This is a genomic window from Alteromonas gilva (genome assembly GCF_028595265.1).
Taxonomy (GTDB): Bacteria; Pseudomonadota; Gammaproteobacteria; order Enterobacterales; family Alteromonadaceae; genus Alteromonas; species Alteromonas gilva.
This window is the reverse complement of record NZ_JAQQXP010000001.1, coordinates 1,200,009-1,222,907: the sequence shown is the minus strand read 5'-3', so window position 1 is coordinate 1,222,907 and position 22,899 is coordinate 1,200,009. Positions and strand designations below refer to the sequence as shown.

Genomic DNA, 22,899 nt, shown 5'->3' with positions numbered 1-22,899 from the left:
ATAGAAAAGAGAAAACAATGACACATAAGATTATTTTAGACACGGATCCCGGCATCGACGACGCCATGGCTATCTTTTTTGCGTTTCAGCACCCAGACATCGAAGTGTTGGGTCTGACCACTGTTTATGGCAACATTCCGGTTGCTATGGCTGCCCGTAATGCCTTAACCCTGTGTGATGTTGCCGGGCGTCAGGATATTCCGGTTACCAAAGGGGTGGCGATGCCATGGGTGGGTCCGGAGTCGGAATACGCGCACTTTGTGCATGGCGATGATGGCTTTGGCAATATCAATTATCCGCCTTCTACCCGCGAGCTGGACTCGCGTGACTCAGCGCAATTTATTGTCGATAAGGCCCGACAGCATCCGGGCGAAATTACCCTGGTTGCCATTGGCCCGCTGGGCAATATTGCTATGGCACTGCGACTGGAGCCTGACCTGCCCAAGCTGGTAAAAGGTATCAGTATTATGGGTGGCGCAGCCTTTGTTCCGGGTAATGTTACCCCGGTTGCCGAAGCCAATATCTGGAATGACGCGCACGCCGCCGATATTGTGTTTTCAGCCGACTGGGAAGTAAAAATGTTTGGCCTGGATGTCACCTTATTTGCGCCAACGGATCCTGAGTTTGTTAACATCCTCGCTGCAAAGAACCCCACCCTGGGCGGATTTGTGCAGCAGGCGTCACAGTTTTATATCGACTTCTACTCACAAAACCGCGACGAAAAAGTGTGTTTCTTTCACGATGCGTTCCCATTAGCGCAACTGGTGGCGCCGGAACTCTTTGAGTTTACCCGCGGCAATATTCGCATTTCCACCGACGACTTAAATCGCGGTCAGACCATTGTTGCGCCGCCGGGTACCACAGCCAGCCCACTCTGGACCGAAGCCCCCTTTGTGCAGGCTGCTACTGGCGTGAAGCACGACGAACTGTTCCAACTGTTTATCGATACCTACGCCCTTTAACGACTCTGGCCTGCCAGATTGCTGGCAGGCCAATGGTGCCAGGCATGACCATTAACGCTCCTCGATCTGCTCTAACCAGCCGTCAGCAATTGCGCAAAGCCCTCCGCGAGCGTCGTCGCGCGCTTAGCGACACGGCCCAACAGCACGCAGCAACGGCGGTGTGCCAACAATTGTTCACCATGTTTACCAGCCAAACCCGCCGTGTTGCGGGATATTTAGCAAATGATGGTGAAATAATGCTGGGCCCTACCCTGGCGGCGTGTCACCAGCAGACAATAGCGGTATCGCTGCCATTATTGCACCCCTTTACCGGCAAGCATTTATTGTTTCAAAACTACACACCCACTACCCCAATGACAGCCAACCGGTTTGGTATTCACGAGCCTGAATTAAACTCGACCCAGATCCGGTTACTGCACGAACATGACATGTTGTTAATGCCGTTAGTCGGTTTTGATGCCAGGGGTAACCGCCTGGGCATGGGCGGAGGGTTTTACGACCGCACCTTAGCCCATGTGTATCGTCTTAAAAGGCGTCCGCTATTGGTGGGAATAGCCCATGACTGCCAGCAGGTTGATACGTTGCCTGTGCAAAGCTGGGACATTCCTCTGGATTGTATCGTGACGCCCGGCCAAATTATTACCTTGTCACTAAACATTTGATCTTAAGGCCACAGGCCGACCAATCCTTATGTGTGAAATGCTGTTTATCTGGCCGTATATCGGCTAAAATACGGCCTCTTTTATCAGCGGATAGCGAATAAACGCATGGATCAAAATGCCAAGAAGCAGGCGGTTGGCCGCGCTGCAGTAAAATATGTAGAACCCGACACCATCATTGGCGTAGGCACGGGCTCAACGGTAAATCATTTTATTGATGCCCTGGCAGATATTAAGCATCAGATTGCCGGTGCCGTATCCAGTTCAGTGGCTTCAACTGAACGTCTTAAAGCCCTCGGTATCGAAGTATTTGAACTCAACGATGTAGATAGCCTGTCTGTGTATGTTGATGGTGCCGATGAAGTCACTGAGCACAAACACATGATCAAAGGCGGTGGCGCTGCGCTCACGCAGGAGAAAATCGTCTCTGCGGTGGCTAAAACCTTTGTGTGTATTGTTGATGACAGCAAAGAAGTTGGCGTATTAGGTAAATTTCCTTTACCGGTAGAGGTAATTCCCATGGCGCGCTCTTATGTTGCCCGTGAGCTGGTTAAACTTGGCGGCGATCCTGAGTACCGCCAGGGTGTGGTCACCGATAACGGCAATGTGATTCTGGATGTACATAACCTGGAAATCTTAGATCCGGTCGCAATGGAAAAAGCCATTAATAATATTCCCGGCGTGGTAACCAACGGTATTTTTGGTATCCGGGGTGCCGATGTTGTGCTGGTAGCAACAGAAGGTGGCGTAGCGACACGGTAATTACCCCACATTAATCCTGATGGCAAGGTTATATAACAAAATGGTATCAGCCTTGGCCTCGCAAAGCGGCAGAAATGCCATAAAGCGCTTTCACCTTCTGTCAGCTTTATGGTATTTTACCCATATAGACGTCCAGATGTCTCTTTAACTCCCTGACTGAGAAGCGATGCAATGAGCAAATTTTCATTATCTAAAGATAAAATCAAAATCTTACTGCTGGAAGGTGTACACCAAAGCGCCTTGGAAACCCTGCAGTCGAACGGTTATACCAATATCGAGTATTTAAAAACCTCGCTGCCCGAAGATGAATTAATTGAAAAAATTAAAGACGTGCATTTTGTTGGTCTGCGTTCGCGTACTCATATCAGTGAGAAAGTGGTTGAAGCAGCCAGTAAACTGGTGGCTGTGGGTTGCTTTTGTATAGGCACCAATCAGGTAGATTTAAAAGCCACTCAGGCCCGTGGTATTCCGGTATTCAATGCGCCCTTCTCAAATACCCGTTCAGTGGCTGAACTGGTGCTGGGTCAGTTAATTTTATTGTTACGCCGGATCCCGCAAAAAAATGCGCAAGCGCATCGTGGTGGCTGGGATAAAAGCGCGGAAGGTTCATATGAGGCGCGTGGCAAAACACTGGGTATCGTTGGCTATGGCCACATTGGTACGCAATTGTCGATACTGGCAGAGCACCTGGGTATGAAAGTGCGGTTCTTCGACATCGAAGATAAACTGGTGCTGGGTAATTCTGAACAGGTTAAGACCCTTAACGAACTCTTAGCCATGTCTGACGTTGTCTCCTTACACGTGCCTGAAACCGTGCAAACCAAGGATCTTATTGGTAAAGCCGAACTTGCTCAAATGAAGCCCGGCAGTATCTTAATTAATGCCTCACGGGGAACCGTTGTTGATATTGACGCGCTGGCCGACGCGTTAGAATCGGGTCACATTGGCGGCGCCGCTATCGATGTATTCCCGGTTGAGCCAAAATCAAACAACGAAGAGTTTGAGTCGCCACTGCGTAAATTCGACAATGTGATATTAACGCCACACGTAGGCGGCAGTACGCAGGAAGCGCAGCAAAATATCGGTATTGAAGTAGCGGGTAAGCTGGCGAAATACAGCGACAACGGCTCAACATTGTCGGCGGTTAATTTCCCTGAGGTGTCGTTACCTGAAAACGTAAAACGTTCACGGTTACTGCATATTCACGAAAACCGTCCGGGCGTATTAACTCAAATCAACCAGGCGTTTGCTCAAAAAGGCATCAACATTGAAGCGCAGTACCTGCAAACCAACGCCGAAATTGGTTATGTGGTGATTGATGTCGAAGCCGACAAAGCTGATGAAGCCCTGTCTGAACTCATGCAAATCAGCGGCACCATTAAAACCCGCGTCCTGCATTGATTCTGGCGCAGAAACTAACGGCGAGCCAATTCCCGGTAAACTGACACCCGGTAAGCTAATACCGGGTAGGCCAATACCGGATAGATAGCGCCCTCGCCGGTTTCCTATCCACACCGTCGTTCTGGCTAAGCTTAAACGCTTAGCGGGGCACGGTGTGTATTTCGCTTCGTTCTATTATCCCAATGCCCTGTTTTCCTGGTAAAACCAGCCCCGCTTAAAAGTGTAAAAGCTCACCTTGCTGCGCAAACACAAACTCAACCCCCAGATTGTTTGCACGGGTGAGTTCGCGCTGAATGATAGTCTGGCTATTTTCGCTCTTAAGGTAGGAGGGTTTAATATGGGTAATCACCACTTTAAGGCCCTTTAGTGCGATGTCCGGATGCTCCGGATTAACCAAACTGGCAAGCACGGTCAGTTCTTGCAGCACATAACGTGGTGTCAGGTGACCATATAGTTTATCGTCTGGCCGGCTGTTGGGGTATGAGCTTTCAATAAACAGTGCTTTTAACTGGTTTTGTTTAACCAGTGGCGCCACCTGCTGCCATACGGCATAAAGTTGCTGGCCTTTTTCGATACTGTCAGGGCCGGTATCACCCAGATACAACAATGCAGCATTGTTGTGTTGTAGTAAAAACGCCGCCGACAATGAGCTCCCGGAATGACTCAGCGGATAAGCGGTCAGGCGCATACCCAGCTCATCTAAGTTTACGGGTGTACCAGCAGACAACGGCTGATAGCGATATTTTGCCAACGCAAATTCTGCCCCCTGATCAGCAAAATTGGGCCACAACTGCCAGTTAAACAGGTGGTCGCGAAGCTTGTTGAGGGTATCAGAGAAGCCATACAACGGTTTTTTAGCATCGTCAGTGGCGTTAATAGCAAGGCCGGCAATATGATCAACGTGCGCGTGAGAAATGGCGTAACCTTTAATGTGATCCCGCAGCAATTGCCCTTTGGCGCTGTAAGGGGAGCCGCTTTGCCATGCAACTTCGGCAAACGCATTACGTGCAAAGGCGCTGTCTATACCGCTACTCAGGGTGCCAGCATCCAGCGCCAAAAACTGATTTTTAGCTGCCACAGACACCAGGTAACTGGATAGGTTGGCTTCGTTTAAGCCGCCCTGAACGCCCAGCGGTACAACGTCAAAGTCACTCGCGCTAGCGGTGCAGCCAAACAGCAGGACGCCGGCGAAAACGCCGGATAAACGATTGGTAACAGGCATGTTATTACCTTAATAAAAAAAGTATTGGCACATTCTAACGTTTAACCAAGGCCGGTCAAAAATGCCGTTGAACGGTATGATAAACCTATAGTGGCAGCGCTACTGATTGTTTTTTATGTACCCGGCGATTAATCGGCTAATTTATTCCACCAGTGCTTTTTCAGATACACCGATGTCACCAGAGCAATGGCCGCAGTCACAAAGAACGCATGCCAAATTTTTACCACCAAAAAGATTGGCAATAGTCCTAAACAGGTATGCCATATCAGGCCGATTCCAGTATTAGTAAGATCTCTTTGCATATCCCGGTTGGGCGTAAAGCTTATATTGTCTTTTTGCAGCGCAGCGATTACCGGCTGCCACGCACCCCAGGGGCGGGTTTTCAGGTAAAAAGCTTTCAACACACGCATATCATCAGCTGGCGTTAACAAACTCCCGACAATACAGGTAGCCAGACACACGGCAAACATCACCGGAAATACATACAAGGGTGATAGCGCGGTAAACATCAACGGAATGGCAATGAATAGTCCGGCCACCATGCCGCCAAAATAACCGATGGCATTAAAGCGCCACCAATACCATTTAAGCAGGTTTGACGCGGTGTAGCCGCCGTAAAGTGCAGACACCAGCCACATCACTACGCTGTTTAGCGACGACATAAAAATACCGGCGGCACAGCCCAGGATCACAAACACGACAGTAACGATATAGCTTAACCGCATGACCCGTGGTTCGCTTGCCTGTGGGTTAATATAACGCCGATAGATATCATTAACGATATACGCAGGCGCTGCGTTAGCGGTGGCAGCAAAGGTAGACATAAAGGTTGCCAGTAACCCTGCCACAACCAGCCCGAGCACCCCCGCAGGCAAAAAGTTGGTAATGGCAAATGGCAGGATTTGCTCAAAATCAGCCCCGCTGCCCATACTTTTAAGCTGTGGGGTAAAGAACACCAGGGCCAGAACCGTTAAGCCGGTTATCATCATGTAGCGCGGAAACAACAACACCACGCTGACAAAGCCACTCATTTTGGCGGCTTCAGAAGGACTCCGCGCCGACAAAATGCGCTGCATATCGTAGTTTGGCGCCGGGCCTGCCAGGCTTTGAAGGATACCTTTAAACAGCACCAGCATTATAAATACACTAAAAAATGAGTAACCGTCGCTGGCAATCTGATCATTGGCCAACGGCAATAATTGCGACCAGTCTATTTCCAGTTCCCAGCCAAAGTGTAGGGTCATCCAGCCATCCGGAACCGCGCGAGCGAGCATTTCAGGCGTTACCTTTATCATTGCAATCACTCCAATCGCAATACAGGCAATGGTCATGACCACAAATTGCAGCACTTCGGTTATGACAACACTGCCGAGCCCACCTTTGAGCAAATAAATAACCGTTAGGGCAGTAATAATCAGCCCGTAGCAAATTTCATTGAGGTGGTTCTGGGTGGATAGTTGCCAGGGTAAAAACGCCGCCGCAAACTTGCCTATGCCGATAAATCCATAGGCCAAAAAGCCCAATACACCAAGCAGTGCAAAGACCACCACAATCAGGTGACTGAGATTGGCCCCACGACTTTCGCCAAATCGCAACCGGATCCATTCTGCGCCCGTCATTACTCCAGAACGTCGCAACCACACTGACAAAAACATCATCAGAAATATCTGGTTGAAGCTCGGCCAGAGCCAGGAAATAAAGATGCTCTTAACGCCATACACAAAAAGCAGTGACACCATCCACATGGTGCCGCTGATATCAAACATCCCAGAGGCATTTGACATGCCCAGTACCGGCCACGGAATTCGGTTGCCGGCCAGAAAATACCCGCGAGCCGAACGACCAAAAGCCCGCGAGGCAAAGATGCCAAGGCTCACCACTGCCGCAATATAAACAGTGATTATAGCGATATCCAAAAATGACAATTGCATAAGTCCCGGCCAAAAGCGACGGTGTAGAGACGACAAATAACTGCGCGACAACTTATGCCTATTGCACTATTTTTTCAACACAAATCCCCCGGATTACAGTGTCAGTCTATAAACAACCGGCGGGGAGCTGTCTTAATTGTCGTTTGCGGCGCTCACCGTTGAAGCCGCCCAGGTGTCGCTACGAAATGGCACTGCGGGTAAGCCCTGGTTGTTGATCAGATTAACATTCGGGTAATCGGCCCACCCATAGCGCACCGCCACTGGCGCTTTTACGCTGGCGCTGGAGACTTTAATAGTATTGCCTTCAATGCTCGCCGATGCGGGGTAAAACACTTTGTCGTCACCGGCAATGATAAACGCGCCAGGCGCCTTCCCATCGATGGTCTGCAGACCTTTAGCGTTGTCAAAGTGCAGCACTAAAGACTGCCCATTTGGCTCTGCAAAGCGAAAATCCGGACCAGAGTCGACTACATCATAACCATAAACCCGTGTTGCCGCCTGGCGCCACAGTCGCTCGCCAACCGGGCGTTTGTTGCGGGGGTGAATATCGTCGGGATTACCTACATCAATCGCTACCGCCATACCTGTAGCAGGTAATGACAAAGCACCTCGCTGAGCATCGCGTAAATACGCCCAGGCGCTGTCAGGCTGCACCGGTTCGGGCTGTAAATAAGCCGCTAACTGCACAAATAAAAACGGCAATTCAGCATCACCGGCGCGATCACGCCAATTGGTGATCATTGCCTCGAATAGCCCCTCATAGTAAGCCTGCTGGTCGACATTGCTTTCTCCCTGGTACCAAATAACACCTGTGCTGGTAAACGGCAGCAACGGATGGATCATGGCGTTGTATAAAAAACCGGGCGTAAAGCTGTAGTTTTTGACCTCGGGCATGGGCGCTTCAACCTTATTACTCACCTTCCATTGCGCCGCAATATCGATTTTCTGCCGGCCAATTTTACGCCACAGTTGGCCTTGTTTTCCGACGAATGCATTGTTGTCCCAGTCATTCGTCGCCCGAACCGTAAAGACATTGCGACCTTCATTAAGCAGGCTTGCGGGTAACACATAATGCGAATCGCTGTTCCTCCAATCTTCGGTGCCAAGCAGCTTGCCATTCAAAAACACCATGGCATTTTGCACGATGTCACCAAGATTAATCTCTATCGTTTGCTCTAATTGCGCCGCGGTCAAAGTAAAGTGGTGGCGCAGCCAGGTAAAATCATGAAAAGGCTGAACATTTGGTAAGGTGGTTGCGGGCCACTCACTGTCATCGAAATCCAGCCCGGCAGCGCCAGTGGCGATAGCCTCCTCAGTATTGCCAATGCGCTGCCATTTAAGCTGACTCATTTGTTCGTTGGTGACGAGTTGTTGTTGCCAGTCGGTGGTCTGTTGCACTTGTTCAGCTTTAGCCTGATAGCCCTCCACAGAACTTAACACCTTCACATCGGTCCAGGCTTCGGCCGGCGTGCCGCCCCAGTTACTTTCGATAATCCCCACCATAACATCTTCTTGCTGGGCCAGTTGGCGGGCAAAAAACCACGCTACGGCCGAGAAGGAACCGGCATTGTCCTGATTGGCAACAAGCCATTCACTGTTTGGGAGTTGCGTTTCTGGAACAGGAGAAAGCGTATTGGGCACATCAAAAAAACGGATTTTTCGGCTGGCCGCAAGAGCGATTTCTTGTTCGTGACCGACCGTTTCATCGCCCAGATTCCACTCCATATTTGATTGTCCGCCGGCAATCCACACATCGCCATACCAAACATCATTGAGCACTATGGTTTGATCGGCGGTAACAGTGAGCTGATAGGGCCCGCCTTTACTATGGGGCGTTAACCTGAGCTTAAAAAGCCCCTGGCTATCGGCCTGAACTTGCTGCGTGTGGCCATCAATCGATACGCTAACCGATTGTCCCGGCAGGGTGTCTCCCCATACCATGACGGCTTTATCACGTTGCAGTACCATATGATCAGAAAACAATGGTGACAATGTTACAGCCTGCACAACCGACACAGACAACAGGCTTAACGCCAGAGTGAACAGACGCTTAGTCATAATAGTGATCCTTATTGTAATTTTACGCCGCTTATACCACTTTGAGAGCATGGGATAGCGCTATGGCCCGCCCATTAACAGGAATAAGGACGGGTGCTTTCACGAATTATCAGTTCGAAAGGCAAAATATATTCTTTGAGTTTAGGCGCTTCACCTTCAATCAGCTGAAAGAGCAGCTCGGCGGCCTTTTCGCCAATTTGTGTGGCAGGCTGACGCACCGTGGTGAGCGGCGGGTCGCTGTAATTAGACACCGCCAAATCATCAAACCCGGTAACAGACATATCCCCTGGCACACTCAGGGCGCTTTCTTTTAATCCTTTTATGGCGCCAATTGCCATTTCATCGCTCATACAAAACAAAGCGGTAGGACGATTCGGCATTGCGACAAAGTGTCTTACCGCGTTATAACCCGACCAAAACGTAAAATCGCCCTCGATAACCAGCTCTTCGTCGTACCCTATTCCCGCCGCGGCCAGCGCATTCTTATAGCCCTGCAATCGGTCAACAGAATGTGGGTTATCGCCCAGCCCCGAAATGACGCCGATACGCTGATGCCCCTGATCTAACAGATATTTAACTATTTTTGACGACGCTTCGATGTTATCAATTCGAACAGAGTAAGAGGGCGTTCCCGAACATCCGGCCGCATTGACGGCTTTAATATTGGCTGAGGGCAGCATTTTGGTGGGTGAATTGGGTCTAAGCTGAATCAAACCATCGGCCTGGCGGGTATCCACCAGACTAATAAATTCTTCTTCGCGGCTTACGTTATCCCGGGTGTCGCCTAGCAGTACGTTATAGCCTTTGCGAATAGCGACGTCTTCGACACCACTGATTAACTGAGCAAAAAAAAGGTTAGCTATATTTGGCACCAAAACCACTATGGTGTTGGTTCGCTGCAAACGAAATTTCTGTGACGATAAGTTAGGCCGGTACTGGAGCTTTTCTATCGCCAGGTTGACCTTGCGAAGGCTTTCCTCAGAGACCATTTCAGGGTTGCTGATTGCCCTGGAAACCGTAGCAATAGATAAGCCTGATTCTTTTGATACGTCACGTATTGTAGCCATTATTCATTTCTGGTTTTCATGTTCAAAGCCTTGTCAAATGACGTCCTGGGATCCGAACACCCCGGTTTACCGAGTATTTTGTTAGTTTATTGAGCAGTGTAAATCATAAGGGGCACTAAACGTACCCCTAACTAACATGCATTTTAATTAGAACTTAGCTCTTACACCCATAATGTAGCGGGTTTCATAGTAGTTCTGAAAAGCATACTGATCCTGCCACTGTAAATAATAATCTTCGTATTCGCCGGTAATATTAGATCCCTGTGCGTATACCGTAAAATTATCGTCTATATCGTAGCTGGCGGAAATATCCACATACGCGGTCGACGCCTGATACAGATTCAGCGCACCCCAGCCGCCCTGACCGGCGAGTCGCTCACTGCGATAGTTGTATGCAATGCGAGCCTCAAAACGATCTCCCTGATACCAGCCAATCATATTAAACTGGCGCTCAGAGTTGTCGTTAAACATGTTCTCTTCGCCATAGATATCGGTACCAGAACCTTCACTGGGCGAATAGGTGAAGTTGGTATCCACACCAAAACTGGCCAGCAGATTGCCGCTGTCGACAAAGTCACTGAATGCCAGCTTAGCGCCCGCTTCAAAACCTTCCAGTGTGCCGCCCTCGCCCTGCACCAGCGTATTGATGGGTACTGAACGACGAACTACACCGTCGGCATCGGGCATTTCCATATCAACCGTTTCCGATACCGTAAAGCTGTCAATTTCAACCCGAAAAATCGCGGCACTGACCATACTTGCGGCACCGGTATACCATTCAACCGACAGATCGTAGTTAGTTGAGCGCCATGGATCCAGCTCAGGGTTACCCGCCAGGCTACCGCCAGTGACAATAAACTGTCCCTCGGTTGGGCTGCCAGCGACAGAATCCAGTGCATTGTTCAGAGTGAGTCCTTCACCGTACTGGTTCAGGTTTAGCGGCGTCATGTTTTCGGAGTAAGCAAAACGCACCACTACATCATCAGTAACGCTGTACGACAAGTTTAATGACGGTAATACATCGGTGTAATCACGCTTCGTCAGCACGTCACCGGTATCAATGGCCGTGCCACTGTATGGCAGGTTATCGCCGGCAATATTTTGCTTAACAGTGAGGTCAGTTTCAATCACCCGGACACCCGCATTACCACTTAGCAAGCCGTCGAGACCTTCAAAGTTTACCTGCAAAAAGTAGCTCAGCTCAGCCACATCCGCGCTAAAGCTCGAACCTGGCACGATTTGGCGAGTGGAAGAACCAAATACCCGGTTATGAAACGCTTCCGGGTCGTCATAATCAGCCGGATCAACGGCCCAGGCACCTGGAATTCCGCTTACCGGACCGTAATCGGTAACCTGTACTACGTTATTGTATTGATCCAGCGGAATGCTCTCCAATGCAGCGTAAGGCATAAACTCGCCGTTAACCATTTCGCCATCTGAACATGACGGAGCATCGGCACCTAACAGCACGTCGGTAGCCTTCCACTGAGCCATACAGCCAGCCGTTTGCACTGGCGAGAACAGGTGATAACGCTCGTAATCTGCACCGCGCTGACCGTAGCGGATGCCCGCTTCGAGGCTGGTAATATTACCGCTATCAAAGAGGTACTTACCTTTCATACTAAACGCGTTAACGTCGCCTTCGGCGTTTTCGTTGTTTTCGGAGCTGAATGCACCAACATTATAGCTGGCCAGATTGCCCATGTAGTCGGCAATCGTTGCGCCTGCGCCCAAACCTCCGGCTAGCTGACGATCAAAACCACTCCATACCGGATGTTCACCGGTTGTATCATAACTAAGATGAGGGGCTTCGCTGTAACCCAGCGGGTTGATTGCCTGCAAACACCCCCCCTGATCGCCAACGACCTCATCATCCGGACCACATTTGTCGGCCGGTATCAGATTAGTGGTTCTGCCCAGTGTGGTTTGGCCATTGGTTAAGTCACCTTCGTTGTAACCATGACGATGCTCCTGGCTAGCACGACCAATGATAGCGCGAAACTGACCGCTAAACGCACCGCCGTTGTCATAGTCCAGCTGCAGGTTTAAGTTAGTTGAGCGGTTGTTATATACGTCATTTTGGGTAAATGACTTCAATCGTGACGGGTACAGCTCAGCGCTCTGCCAGGCGTACATTTCACCGCCATCGATCATAGCGCCGGTTGGACGTTCTTCAGTAGGCGTAAACCAGCCTCGCGGGCCCCATTTATTCGTGGCACTCATGCCAAGTTTGCGATTGTATTCTTCTTGTTCGGTGTAAAAGAAGTCGGCCGTAAATACAAAACCTTCGCCCAGATCTACCTGGGTCGACGAATTGATGCCAATCCGTTCGCGTTCAGTGGCCTGATTCCAGGCAGAAAAGCCCTGAGCGCCGAGGATTACCCTGCCATCTCTGCCGGGCGCGCCAATATCAGCTGCACTGGTTCTGTCGGTCCAGCCTGCATCGCCGGGGGAGCCGGTATTTAGACCATTATAGTAATTAGCCAGGTTTACATTTGCGTAGTTCCCCGACAACATAAAACCTACATCGCCATTTTGCCAGTTATAAAGTGCAGAAAGGTTAGGATCACTTTCGCGGGTTTCATCACCACGTTGCACTTCGGCCGCACCACTGAAGGTGGAACCTTCATCAAAATCAAACGGACGGTAAGTTTTTAGGTTAACCGTACCGGTAATCCCCGCATTACCAAGATTTGCGGTCGCGTTTTTAAAGACGTCGGCACCGCGAAACAATGGAGACGGAATATCACTAAAGTTTGGCTGTGTAGAAACCACCGAATTAGCACCAAGGTACTGCTCACCGTTTAGCTGCGTTACTACCTGCGGCAGACCCCGAATGTTTAACGAAGCACCTTCGCCCGCCGAACGACGAATCTGAACCCCGGAAATACGCTGCAGCGAATCAGAAATAGTGACATCGGGCAATTTACCGATATCCGTTGCTGCAATGGAGTCAACAACCGTTGAAGCGTTTCGCTTATTAAAAATCGATGCTTCTTGAGACCCCCGGATCCCGCTGACATTGATTACTTCAATCTCAGCATCGGAAGGAACAGCGCCCTCCTCTGCTTCCTGAGCTATTGCTACCCCCTGGTGCATGGAAGCAATAATACACAGTGCAAGTGTGGAGCGGGTAAAACTGCGTGTGTTGTTACTAAGTAAATTCATGTTTGGTCCCTACGTTACTAAAAGGCAATGCTTTGTCTCGGCAACCTTTCTGCTGGCTATCCAGAATGCGCCAACCCGAATGTAACCGTTTTCAAAGATGCGCAATGTAATACACAACAAAGTACTTTTCAATAACAATCCATTTACAGAAAAATGATCGCACCGAGCACCATGAAGCCTTTAAAACAATATCAAAAAAACGAAATTAATCCTTATATAACATATCATTAAGCTATCTCATTTATTAATGAACATACGGTTAACAGAATGTGAGCAGCGGAGACGAAACGCCGTTTTATATCGACGAAATACATAATGGCGTATTCAACTTAATGTAACCGGTTATCATATTAGCTATTTTTATCGCTTAAAAATGAAGCATAAAGCGGATGTGCAAGGCGGCTTTTACATTATGAAAACGATAAACGTCTATAAACGATGATAAATTTAACAAAATCGCCCGAAATCAATTTACAAACAGAGAGCGGTAATCGAAGGTTTACACAGCGCCAACCAAGGCAACAAAAAACATTAATTAATTAAATATCAATAATTTAAAACGTTTTCGAGTGAAAAAAACAGAAACTATTAAAGTAACTCAAGCATACATAGCGTATAAAATTATTTCAAAGCTACCAATTGAAACCGGTTACACAAACCGTTATTGTAATGCAAAATGTTAATTCCATTTACACATTGGCCAGTTGGCAACCGGCTTTTTTTACTATCGCTAACAGAAAGCACATGCACATGATAAACAGAAGACAACTTTTAAAAGTCATTTCTACTGTCGCAGGTAGCGCAGTGGCCAGTACACTATTGTCTGCGCCATCTATAGCGTCCTCCGCAACGTTTAATGCAGCTCAGAACAATACCACAGGCAGATTATTTTCTACGTCGCAACTTGAAGCACTGCGCCAGATTTGCCAGCTTACCATTCCGGCAACCTCTACACCGGGTGCCGCAGATGTAAACTGCCATCATTTTATTGATCATCAGTTACGAGTGGTTTTTCCCCGCACTGTGCAGGATGAGGCAGTCGCCATACTTAAGAAGATTTCCGCGGCTGGCGACCAATATGGTGACGCCCCCTTCGAAAACCTTTCGCCCGACATACAAATAAAGTTGCTCACCGATCTGGAAGCGGCATCCGGGCCGTTTACGCGCCAGGACAAAGACGCTTTTAAACAAATTAAAGGCCTCATCGTGTTTGGTTATTACACCTCACTGCCCGGCGCGACCAAAGAACTTACCTATCTTGCCGTACCCGGTGAATTCAAGGGCTCCGTAGCACTTTCTAAAGTGGGCAGTGCGTACAGCTCAAAAGCCTATTATTAATTTTGGTATCGTAATATGAACAAAGAAACCTACATCGACGAATCATCTGAAATCTATGACGCTATTGTAATAGGTTCGGGGATCACTGGCGGCTGGGCAGCCAAAGAGCTCACAGAAAAAGGCTTTAAAACCTTAATGATAGAACGTGGCCGGGTCGTTGAGCACCGTAAAGACTATATCAGCGAGGCTCGCCCACCGTGGGAGTATGAGAATCGTACCAAAGTAGCCCATAACCTGATAGAAGATGAGTACAAAATCCAAAAGCAGTGCTACGCTTTTCACGACGGTACCAAACACTTTTTTGGTAACGACAGAGACTACCCTTACAGTACAGAAAAAGGCACCAACTTTAGCTGGATCCGTGCCAATCAATTAGGTGGAAAGTCGTTATTGTGGCACCGCCAGTCTTACCGCATGAGTGAGTTTGACTTTGAGGCTAACAAGGCCGATGGGCACGGTAACGACTGGCCGATCCGTTACAACGACCTCGCTCCTTGGTACGAGTACGTCGAAAAGTTTGTTGGTATTAGCGGCACCGCCGAAAACCTGCCCCAGTTGCCTGACAGTATCTTTCAGCCGCCGTTTGAAATGACCAAACCAGAAATCGACTTCACAGCCAAAATGAAGGCGCTTGAGCCTGACAAACCAGTCATTATCAGCCGTTGCGCCCATCTTACCCAGCCAGAAAAAATCCAGGTTGATTTAGGCCGCATGCGCTGTATGGCCAGAAACGAATGCCAGAAAGGCTGCTCGTTTGGTGCGTATTTCTCTACTCAAAGTGCCACCCTGCCAGCTGCCGCCCGCACCGGAAATCTTTATATAGCCCCCAACAGCGTGGTTGAAAGTCTTATTTATGATGACAACACCAAGCGTGTTAAAGGTGTACGCGTCATTGATAACGATACTCTTCAGCAACGCGAATATTTTGGCAAAATTGTATTCTTATGTGCTTCGACCTTAGGCAGCACGCAGATTATGATGAACAGCAAGTCACGCCGTTTTCCGAATGGTATTGCCAATAGTTCCGGTGTGCTCGGCCACTATCTGATGGATCACAACTATAACGCACTGGTAACCGCCAGCATCGATGGTTACGAAGACGAGTATTATTCTGGCCGTCGACCGGCTTCTTTATATATTCCAAACTTCCATTACGAGCCGGGACGTTATCATAAAAACTTTAAGCGGGGTTATGCGCTGGCCGGCACTGCGTCGCGTTCTGACTGGCAGTCTATGGGTACCATGGATGGCTTTGGCGAAGATTTTAAAACGTTAATGCATAATCCTGGTCCCTGGGGTATTGGCTTGCAGGGGCAAGGCGAAATGCTGCCTAACCGCGACAACCAAATCTCGCTTCACAGCACTAAAAAAGACAAATGGGGCATTCCACAACTTCACTTCAACTGTGAATGGTCGGATAATGAAAATGCAATGGTAGAAGGTGCCCTGGACACGGCAGAGCGGATGATGAAAAAAGCCGGGTACCACAACATAAAACGACAAGTACTTGGTCAGCCGCCAGGGCTTGCTATTCACGAAGTGGGTACTGCCAGAATGGGACGGGATCCTAAAGACTCCGTGCTTAACGGCTATAATCAGGCTCACGATGTACCTAATTTGTTTGTAACCGATGGCGCAAGCTTCTGTTCAACAGGTGTAGGTAACCCTTCACTCACATTTATGGCTATCACCGCCCGCGCGGTGGATTATGCTGTAAAAGAAGTAAAAGCAGGACGACTATAATGACATTGACACTTAAAGCTAAACCACTATTCATGAGTGCTTCTCTGGCACTGGCAGCACTCGCCTCGGGATGCAGTGCGCCAGAGACTACCAGTCCGACGACCTCACAAAGTGGCGACACAGCGATTCAACAAGCCGCGGCCCCGCAAATAAGCGTGCAATTGTGGTCTGTAAAAGATGCCCTAAAAGCCGACTTTAAAGGCACGCTTAGCAAATTAGCCGGGCTCGGCTTTGATGGCGTTGAGTTTGCTGGCGACTTTGGCCCCTATGCCCAGGATCCACAAGGTCTTAAAGCTTATCTGGCATCAGTTGGCCTGACTGCCAGTGGTGCACATGTGCCCTTTAATCAGTTGGATGAAGACTTTGACAAAACCGTCGCTTTTTACCAGGCGTTAGGTATCTCAGCGTTAATTGTTCCGTGGGAAGATCGCGCATTTAGCAAAGATGATGTACAAGCGTTTGCAGACGATCTCACCACACTATCAGTCAAACTGGCGCCCCTGGGCATGCAGGTTGGCTTTCACAATCATGCTCAGGAATGGGCAGACTACGGTGACAGCAGCTTTTTAGAGTATATTGCTGAGCACACACCGGAGTCGGTGATCCTGCAACAGGACGTAGGCTGGACGATTAATGCCGGACAAGATCCCATTGCGTTTGTGCAAAACTATCCGGGCCGCACCCTGACTACGCACTTTAAATCAGATGTTGCCGAAGACAGTGACTATATCCCGATCATTGGCCAGGACAACATTAGCTGGTCGGCTATTTACCAGGCAACCGTCAATGATGGCGGCGCAGAATGGATTGTCATTGAACAGGAAGTATACCCAAATGGCATGACACCAATGGAAGCCGTGGCCGAATCTAAAGCCGGCTTCGACACCATAATCAGTCAGTAATACTGTTCCACATAAAGATAAACATAGATCCCATACTCACTGAGTATGGGATTACACCGGCTCTGCCGTTATCCCGGATTTTTAGTATACTTATCAGGGATGACGGCAATAGCGATCGGGATAGCGAAATGACTTAGAAGAAGTTATATACCAGGGTGACGGCAGATTCGGTGTCGAGTTTCTCTATACCAGGCGCAACCTTGCTGTTGTGATCCAGTCGAATCGACAACTTCATGGATAATGAGCCGCTGATAGTAGCAGTTAACGCTGACTCAGCACGTGATTTGGTATTTTCGGAACCCACCTCGGTACTGACAGTCTGGGTGAATTTAGCCGTATCGGAGATAAACCACTTGTAAGCCGCTGAGCCACGGACAATGAAACTACTGGTGTCCTCGCCTTCCTGGGTCTCAGACCAGGCATAACCAGGACCGACACTGTATTCGAAGGCTGTTTTATCTGTTTTCCATAGCTTTTGAGACCAACCGCCGGCAAGCGTTGCCTGGTAATCAAAGTTACTCTGGCGATCATCTTCGTACGAGCTGAACACGAACAAACGGTGATCCGGATTGTTTAGCTTGTAGTTACCCTGCGCCGAGGCGAAAAACTTTTGCGCCGATGTACGTTCGACTTCTTCGCCGTTTTGCTCAACGGTTTCCTGCTTGTACAGGCCTTCGATTTGATAGTCGTTACTCCAGGAGTCCAACTCTTGTTGGGCCGTAATACCCGCCGTGGCTGACGAGGTTTCAGTGTTACCCGTGGTAACAATAAGGCCAAACTCACCATCCATTGTAAATGATTTCGGTTGATCCTGAGCGATGGCGCCAGTTGCTAAGCAGGCACCAGCAACGGCAAGAAGTAGTTTATTCATGAAAGTCCTAATATTGAATGTCCTGATAACCAGCATTCCCCTCGGTGCCGGTTTAGCGAGTTTATCTTTAGCGTTTACTATGTCTATCAACACGGGGGCGTTAATGGCTTATCCCGCCCCGCCTTTTAGTCTTTTAAACGCCAAACATAAAGCCGCTCAACAAGGCGCTATATTAAATCATATCAGCGCAAAATCAATTCTGCAGGGCATGAATGTTCAGAAAAAACGATAGACAATAGTGACCGAAGACTCACTGTTAAGCGAAGGTGCGGAGCCAGCCGGATCGCTATTATGCTGGAGGATAAACGACAGCTTGAGTGCTAAGGATTCAAACAGGTTGGCACTGAGCGACGTTTCAGTTCTGGATTTAATGTTATCACCACCGGCCTCGGTACTAACAAACTGACGCATCCTGGCCCCGGTTGGCCATTTGTAATGGTACTCGGCGGAAGCACGTACAATAAACCCATCAATATCATCGGCGCGCTCGCCATTATTGAGTTTAGCAAAGCTATAACCAGGACCGAGACTAAAGCGGAAGTTACTGATTTCGTTTTTCCATACTTGCTGCGACCAACCGCCAGCAACCGACGAGCGGTAGTCATAACCATTAAACCGATCGTCTTCGTAATCGGCGTACACAAACAATCGCCGGTTATCCTGGTTCAGTTTGTAGTCTGATTGCATGTAGGTATATAAGCGCTGAGCAGTAGTTTGGTCGTCGGTACCGGACTCGGTATCCACTTCGGTTTCTTTATACAAAAACTCTACCCAAAACTGACTCAGAAACTGTTGAGTTTCCAGTTCGCCCTGCAGACTGCTTTTGATTGACGTGGCATTGGTATTGCCGGTTGCAAAAATAACCCCCAGCTCACCATCAAGAGAGAAGGTGTCTTCAATTTCGTCGTCATAATCCAAAAAGTCAGCATGGTAGAGTGTGCGAATAAGATCTTTATCGGCAGCCACTACTGAGCCCGTGCACAGCGCAAGGACGACGGTCGCTATACAGATTAATAAACGGTGCATCATGGAAGTGTAATTTATATTTTTTGTTCAACTACCCAGGGCCTGTAACCCCTTGGTTTGCAAATTTGGGTCTAAATGAAAGCACATTAACCCCGGTACAGCGCTGCACAACCAGTGATTGTGAGTCAAAGAAGCTGTAACAAAGAATAAAACGCTTTCATGACGACCTCTTCGGACAGCGCCTCAAAGTGAGCGCCACTAAGTGAGCGCCACTAAGCGAGCGCCACTGCATCATTTATACTGCCTTGGCTGTTTTCGATTGAGTCCATGGACCTGTAAACCGGCGCCTTGCCTAAACGACCCACAATTGCCGGCGGCGGACTCAACAGCGCACAGCAACAATCAACAGGCCCGGAGCACTACAACACCGACATTGACACCTTATTAGTTTCCTTCTGTGCGAACAGAATGGCGTTATGCAGCACTTCTTCTTCTAAAGGCATCAACCTGGTCATATCTGGCGAGATAATATCCAGCCCCGGATACTGCTCCCGCTGATAATGAAAGGTCGCAAGCCTTATTGCACAGGTTAACAAAGACACGTCTAAGTCGCTAGCCAATTTAGCCTTATTGTGTGCATGCTTCACGGGGTAAAACAGCGGCATTGGCAGTTGCCAGTGCTCCATGATGGCGCCACTGCATTCGCTGAAGTAAAAACCAAAGTGGGAAATTTGCCGCTCCCATGGCGGTAGCGGATTATCATCTTTACTGTATTGCTGATATTTAGCCGGCTCATGTTTGGCAATCACCAGTTCGCTTAAATTTTGCAATATCCCCATCACAAAGAAGCGATCGCTGCCGCGCAAGTTCATTTCCCTGGCAAGATACTTAGCCACCATGCCGGTATAAACGGATTGTTCCCAGTGTTTATCTAAACTAAGACATTCGTTATCGAAATGTTTAAACGCGATATTGGCAGTTTCGGCGATCACCAGGTTGTATAAGGCTTCGCCACCAATAATACTGACCGCTTTTGTTATGGACTCTATTTGAGAAGGAAAGCGGAAAAGTGAGCTATTGGCTAATCTGAGTAACTTCGCCGTCATTGAAGGGTCGACACTGATCAGGTTGGCGATATCTTCCGCATCAGAACGCGGATCATCAAGTACCCCGCGTAATCGCGTACAAATATCGGGTAACGTGAAAGATTTAGTAGCGTATTGAATATATTGCTTCATTAATTTTTGACTTATCTTTAGTGCTAACTTTTAAACATCCGCATAGCAAAAGCAGACCGGCTAACCTTTTGTACTGGGGTTAAACAGGTCCTGCTGCAGTGACAGCGCATCAACCGACGCAGTTTCTTTTGCCTGACGTCGGTTATGATACCGCTTACGCCGTTTGCACGCGTCTAAAATAATCCGTCGTGTGACATCGTCTACCTGCAACCAATACAGTCGCTCTTCACGGGAGCGAAAACAGCCCTTGCAGTAACCTTTTGCACCACTCTCACACAGCCCGATACAAGGGCTGGGTACAGTAAAGAGCTCTAATTGCGAAGGCTGTTTATCATCTGCCATAGATATATTAGAAAACTATTAATAACGTAAGTTTAGCATGGCTGTTCGATATTAAAGTATAGAATTCAATCAGCCAGTGTATATTCGATAGTAGAAACCACCCGTACTTTTTTTATATGGGGGTGCTGGCTGTCTCTGTCAAAAATCGAAAACTGCCCCTGATTTGCGCGTTTAATTTTACCCAGCTGACTGTTTGAGTCGGCGGCGAACTTTTCGGCTACCTCCCGGGCATTGAGGGTTGCCTCTTCGATCATTTCAGGTTTTACGTCGTTAAGGCGCGTAAAAATAAACTCAGTACGGGCATTATAATTGTTGGTATTCAGTGCCACACCCTGGGCCAGTAAAGCGGTTAAATTTTGCATCACACCACGTACTTGCATGACTTGTGAAGAGTACACCGTAACCGTTTGTATGCCGCTATAGCGAAACTTAACGCCATTGGTATTGCCATACTGCTGGGCCAGTTTATCAGTGACCTCAGGTAAACCAATACTGATTGCATCCTCGCTAATCCCCTGCTCAATTAAGTATTGTTTTACTTTTTCGCTGTTGCTGGCCATTGTCTTGTACAGCGATGTTAATTGGTTATCCGCTTCAACAAACTGAATCGGCCAGATAACCTGATCAGCAACATACTCCCGCTCCGACAGGCCTTTTACCAGCACAGAGCGTTCCCATTGTTTAGCGGCAATGATTGCATTGCCGCCCAGCCCGCCTAATATCGCCAGACCTAAAATCATACCCGCAGCCAGTATAGAAGCCGATGATCGTTTCATTGTGTGTTCCTTTGTTGCAAAAATGATGTTGGGAAAACTATTTATCGAGCCAAGCACTATAGAAAGAAGTCATGGCAAAATCATGGCAAAGTCGCGATCAATCAGGTCTTTCATCGAGCATAACTGCTTACTGTAGTTGCGGGGGGAGAGTTGCTGCTCTGCGATATACCGCAACTACAATCACGCCACTCAGTTTAAACGATGGGCTGGAGCATGGTATTAAACACTATCTCTGCAAACAAAACGTTTAGTGTTCGGCCCATAGCCAGCGCAAGGCTTCTGGTAGCAGCGCCCCCGGGTGAGCGTCGTTGTGTTCACCGTCGGTCCATACGGTTTTTAATACATAACGCGGCCCCGCTACACCCGTATTGTCGGCGTGACGATTAGCATATTTGAATGCCGCGGCCATTTGCTGGTTGGCTAAAAACCAATTGCCCCATTCGTTATCGAGATCATGAATGCCGTCCTGCATAAAAATACGTAATGGCCGGATCGGCTCACGACGAATTAATGCCGGATAACTCTGACCACCGTACTGCAGCGCGTTCTGCTGACCGTTCTGCTGGCTATACTCACCCGGTCGAAAACCAATCGATACAAAGCTGCCTATTGCACTGTAAACCTTGCGAAAATAATCAGGCCGGAACCAGGCGGCAGTGAAGGCCGCTATCGCGCCACTGCTGGTGCCGCCAATAGCGCGCTGCCGCGGATCGCTGGTTAAATGATATTGGGACGCCACTTCCGGAATGATCTCATCAATCAAAAAGCGCACGTAAGCATCGCTGACCACATCATACTCCTGCCAGCGGTGATCAGGATTGCTCCAGCCCAAATCATCGGGATACTGCACCGACAAATTGCCAGGCGTAATAAATAACCCGATGGTAACGGGCATGGCCTGTTGTGCAATGAGGTTGGCCATCACCGTTTGGATACGCAAAGATCCATTGGGATTGGTCGCGCGCTGGCCATCCTGAAACACCAGCAGGCTGGCAGGCTCCTCGGGGGTATATTGGTCCGGTACAAAGATCCAGTAACGCCGGCTTGTGCCGGCAAAGATTTGGCTCTTAAACTCAAAAGGGCCGGTTAATTTACCCGCTGGCACCCCTGCCTGCAATTCATGGTCGGCGGTCAGGGTAACATTGGTGCGCACAGTTAATGGCGCCTGAGGATCGGGGGCCTTATTGCTATCGCTGTGGGCAGTACTGAAAAACGCCACGCAGGCCAGACACACTGCGATCAGTAATGGTACTAACTTCATCGGCTATGGCGTCCTTTTTGTGTGCTGGCAGGCTAAATGTGCATTGTTAACTAAAAATTAACCTGCTGGGGTTTCATTTGCAACTACCGCGGAACAGAGGGCTATTGCGAGCAGAGCAAATAAAGCACTCACCTTAAGACTCTCCCAACAAAAAAGGCTGCCTCAACAGAGACAGCCTTTTATCAGCGCCGGGCTATCAACGCCCGGTGACCTCAACACGCCGAGCGTGCCG

19 protein-coding genes are annotated in these 22,899 nt (G+C 48.8%); 8 read left to right on the top strand and 11 right to left on the bottom strand.

The window, feature by feature from the left end; translation table 11 throughout:
• The first annotated feature begins 17 nt into the window (after positions 1 to 17).
• The 4 genes from OIK42_RS05445 to serA all read left to right on the top strand — a co-directional run bounded on the left by OIK42_RS05445 (position 18) and on the right by serA (position 3,784).
• Positions 18 to 962, top strand: a complete 945-nt coding sequence (locus OIK42_RS05445) for a nucleoside hydrolase (RefSeq protein WP_273638963.1) — start codon at positions 18 to 20, stop codon at positions 960 to 962.
• 44 nt (positions 963 to 1,006) lie between these two features.
• On the top strand, positions 1,007 to 1,624 hold the full coding sequence (locus OIK42_RS05440) for a 5-formyltetrahydrofolate cyclo-ligase (RefSeq protein WP_273638962.1): 618 nt from the start codon (positions 1,007 to 1,009) through the stop codon (positions 1,622 to 1,624).
• 105 nt (positions 1,625 to 1,729) lie between these two features.
• Complete coding sequence (rpiA, locus tag OIK42_RS05435) at positions 1,730 to 2,383, top strand: ribose-5-phosphate isomerase RpiA (RefSeq protein WP_273638961.1); 654 nt, start codon at positions 1,730 to 1,732, stop codon at positions 2,381 to 2,383.
• Positions 2,384 to 2,554: 171 nt separating this feature from the next.
• A complete protein-coding gene (gene serA, locus OIK42_RS05430) occupies positions 2,555 to 3,784 on the top strand; it encodes a phosphoglycerate dehydrogenase (protein ID WP_273638960.1) in 1,230 nt (409 codons plus the stop codon).
• Positions 3,785 to 3,998: 214 nt separating this feature from the next.
• On the opposite strand, the gene OIK42_RS05425 is transcribed toward serA, so the two are convergent.
• The 5 genes from OIK42_RS05425 to OIK42_RS05405 all read right to left on the bottom strand — a co-directional run bounded on the left by OIK42_RS05425 (position 3,999) and on the right by OIK42_RS05405 (position 13,230).
• The gene (locus OIK42_RS05425; protein WP_273638959.1) at positions 3,999 to 5,006 is read right to left on the bottom strand and encodes an MBL fold metallo-hydrolase; all 1,008 of its coding nucleotides are present in this window, start codon (positions 5,004 to 5,006) and stop codon (positions 3,999 to 4,001) included.
• A gap of 128 nt (positions 5,007 to 5,134) precedes the next feature.
• Positions 5,135 to 6,937: a sodium:solute symporter family protein gene (locus OIK42_RS05420; protein WP_273638958.1), complete on the bottom strand. Its 1,803-nt coding sequence runs from the start codon at positions 6,935 to 6,937 to the stop codon at positions 5,135 to 5,137.
• Positions 6,938 to 7,069: 132 nt separating this feature from the next.
• Positions 7,070 to 8,995, bottom strand: a complete 1,926-nt coding sequence (locus OIK42_RS05415; protein WP_273638957.1) for a sialate O-acetylesterase — start codon at positions 8,993 to 8,995, stop codon at positions 7,070 to 7,072.
• A gap of 74 nt (positions 8,996 to 9,069) precedes the next feature.
• Positions 9,070 to 10,062, bottom strand: coding sequence for a LacI family DNA-binding transcriptional regulator (locus OIK42_RS05410; protein WP_273638956.1), 993 nt, complete (start codon positions 10,060 to 10,062; stop codon positions 9,070 to 9,072).
• Positions 10,063 to 10,209: 147 nt separating this feature from the next.
• The gene (locus OIK42_RS05405; RefSeq protein ID WP_273638955.1) at positions 10,210 to 13,230 is read right to left on the bottom strand and encodes a TonB-dependent receptor; all 3,021 of its coding nucleotides are present in this window, start codon (positions 13,228 to 13,230) and stop codon (positions 10,210 to 10,212) included.
• Between the two features lie 750 nt (positions 13,231 to 13,980).
• On the opposite strand from OIK42_RS05405, the gene OIK42_RS05400 reads away from it, so the two are divergent.
• Genes OIK42_RS05400 through OIK42_RS05390 form a run of 3 tightly spaced genes read left to right on the top strand, consistent with a single transcriptional unit; the run spans position 13,981 to position 17,213 of the window.
• Positions 13,981 to 14,568, top strand: a complete 588-nt coding sequence (locus tag OIK42_RS05400; protein ID WP_273638954.1) for a gluconate 2-dehydrogenase subunit 3 family protein — start codon at positions 13,981 to 13,983, stop codon at positions 14,566 to 14,568.
• Between the two features lie 15 nt (positions 14,569 to 14,583).
• A complete protein-coding gene (locus tag OIK42_RS05395; protein WP_273638953.1) occupies positions 14,584 to 16,311 on the top strand; it encodes a GMC oxidoreductase in 1,728 nt (575 codons plus the stop codon).
• Positions 16,311 to 17,213 carry a sugar phosphate isomerase/epimerase family protein gene (locus OIK42_RS05390; protein WP_273638952.1) on the top strand — a complete coding sequence of 301 codons (903 nt, stop codon included), beginning with the start codon at positions 16,311 to 16,313 and terminating at the stop codon, positions 17,211 to 17,213. The genes OIK42_RS05395 and OIK42_RS05390 overlap by 1 nt, the downstream gene beginning before the upstream one ends.
• Positions 17,214 to 17,346: 133 nt before the next feature.
• Here the strand turns inward: OIK42_RS05390 and OIK42_RS05385 are convergent, their stop codons facing one another.
• Entirely contained in the window at positions 17,347 to 18,084 is a 738-nt protein-coding gene (locus OIK42_RS05385) for a DUF481 domain-containing protein (RefSeq protein ID WP_273638951.1), read from the bottom strand.
• Here OIK42_RS05385 and OIK42_RS05380 point away from each other — a divergent pair.
• A complete protein-coding gene (locus OIK42_RS05380; protein ID WP_273638950.1) occupies positions 18,083 to 18,316 on the top strand; it encodes a hypothetical protein in 234 nt (77 codons plus the stop codon). The genes OIK42_RS05385 and OIK42_RS05380 overlap by 2 nt on opposite strands.
• Here the strand turns inward: OIK42_RS05380 and OIK42_RS05375 are convergent.
• The 5 genes from OIK42_RS05375 to OIK42_RS05355 form a co-directional block, all read right to left on the bottom strand.
• Positions 18,301 to 19,050 carry a DUF481 domain-containing protein gene (locus OIK42_RS05375; RefSeq protein WP_273638949.1) on the bottom strand — a complete coding sequence of 250 codons (750 nt, stop codon included), beginning with the start codon at positions 19,048 to 19,050 and terminating at the stop codon, positions 18,301 to 18,303. The two genes, OIK42_RS05380 and OIK42_RS05375, sit on opposite strands and share 16 nt — an antisense overlap.
• A 419-nt stretch (positions 19,051 to 19,469) precedes the next feature.
• Positions 19,470 to 20,288: an HDOD domain-containing protein gene (locus tag OIK42_RS05370; protein ID WP_273638948.1), complete on the bottom strand. Its 819-nt coding sequence runs from the start codon at positions 20,286 to 20,288 to the stop codon at positions 19,470 to 19,472.
• A 60-nt stretch (positions 20,289 to 20,348) separates the two neighbouring features.
• On the bottom strand, positions 20,349 to 20,630 hold the full coding sequence (locus tag OIK42_RS05365; RefSeq protein WP_273638947.1) for a DUF1289 domain-containing protein: 282 nt from the start codon (positions 20,628 to 20,630) through the stop codon (positions 20,349 to 20,351).
• 65 nt (positions 20,631 to 20,695) lie between these two features.
• Positions 20,696 to 21,406, bottom strand: a complete 711-nt coding sequence (locus OIK42_RS05360) for an SIMPL domain-containing protein (RefSeq protein ID WP_273638946.1) — start codon at positions 21,404 to 21,406, stop codon at positions 20,696 to 20,698.
• A 247-nt stretch (positions 21,407 to 21,653) separates the two neighbouring features.
• A complete protein-coding gene (locus OIK42_RS05355; RefSeq protein ID WP_273638945.1) occupies positions 21,654 to 22,667 on the bottom strand; it encodes an alpha/beta hydrolase in 1,014 nt (337 codons plus the stop codon).
• Between the last annotated feature and the right edge of the window lie 232 nt (positions 22,668 to 22,899).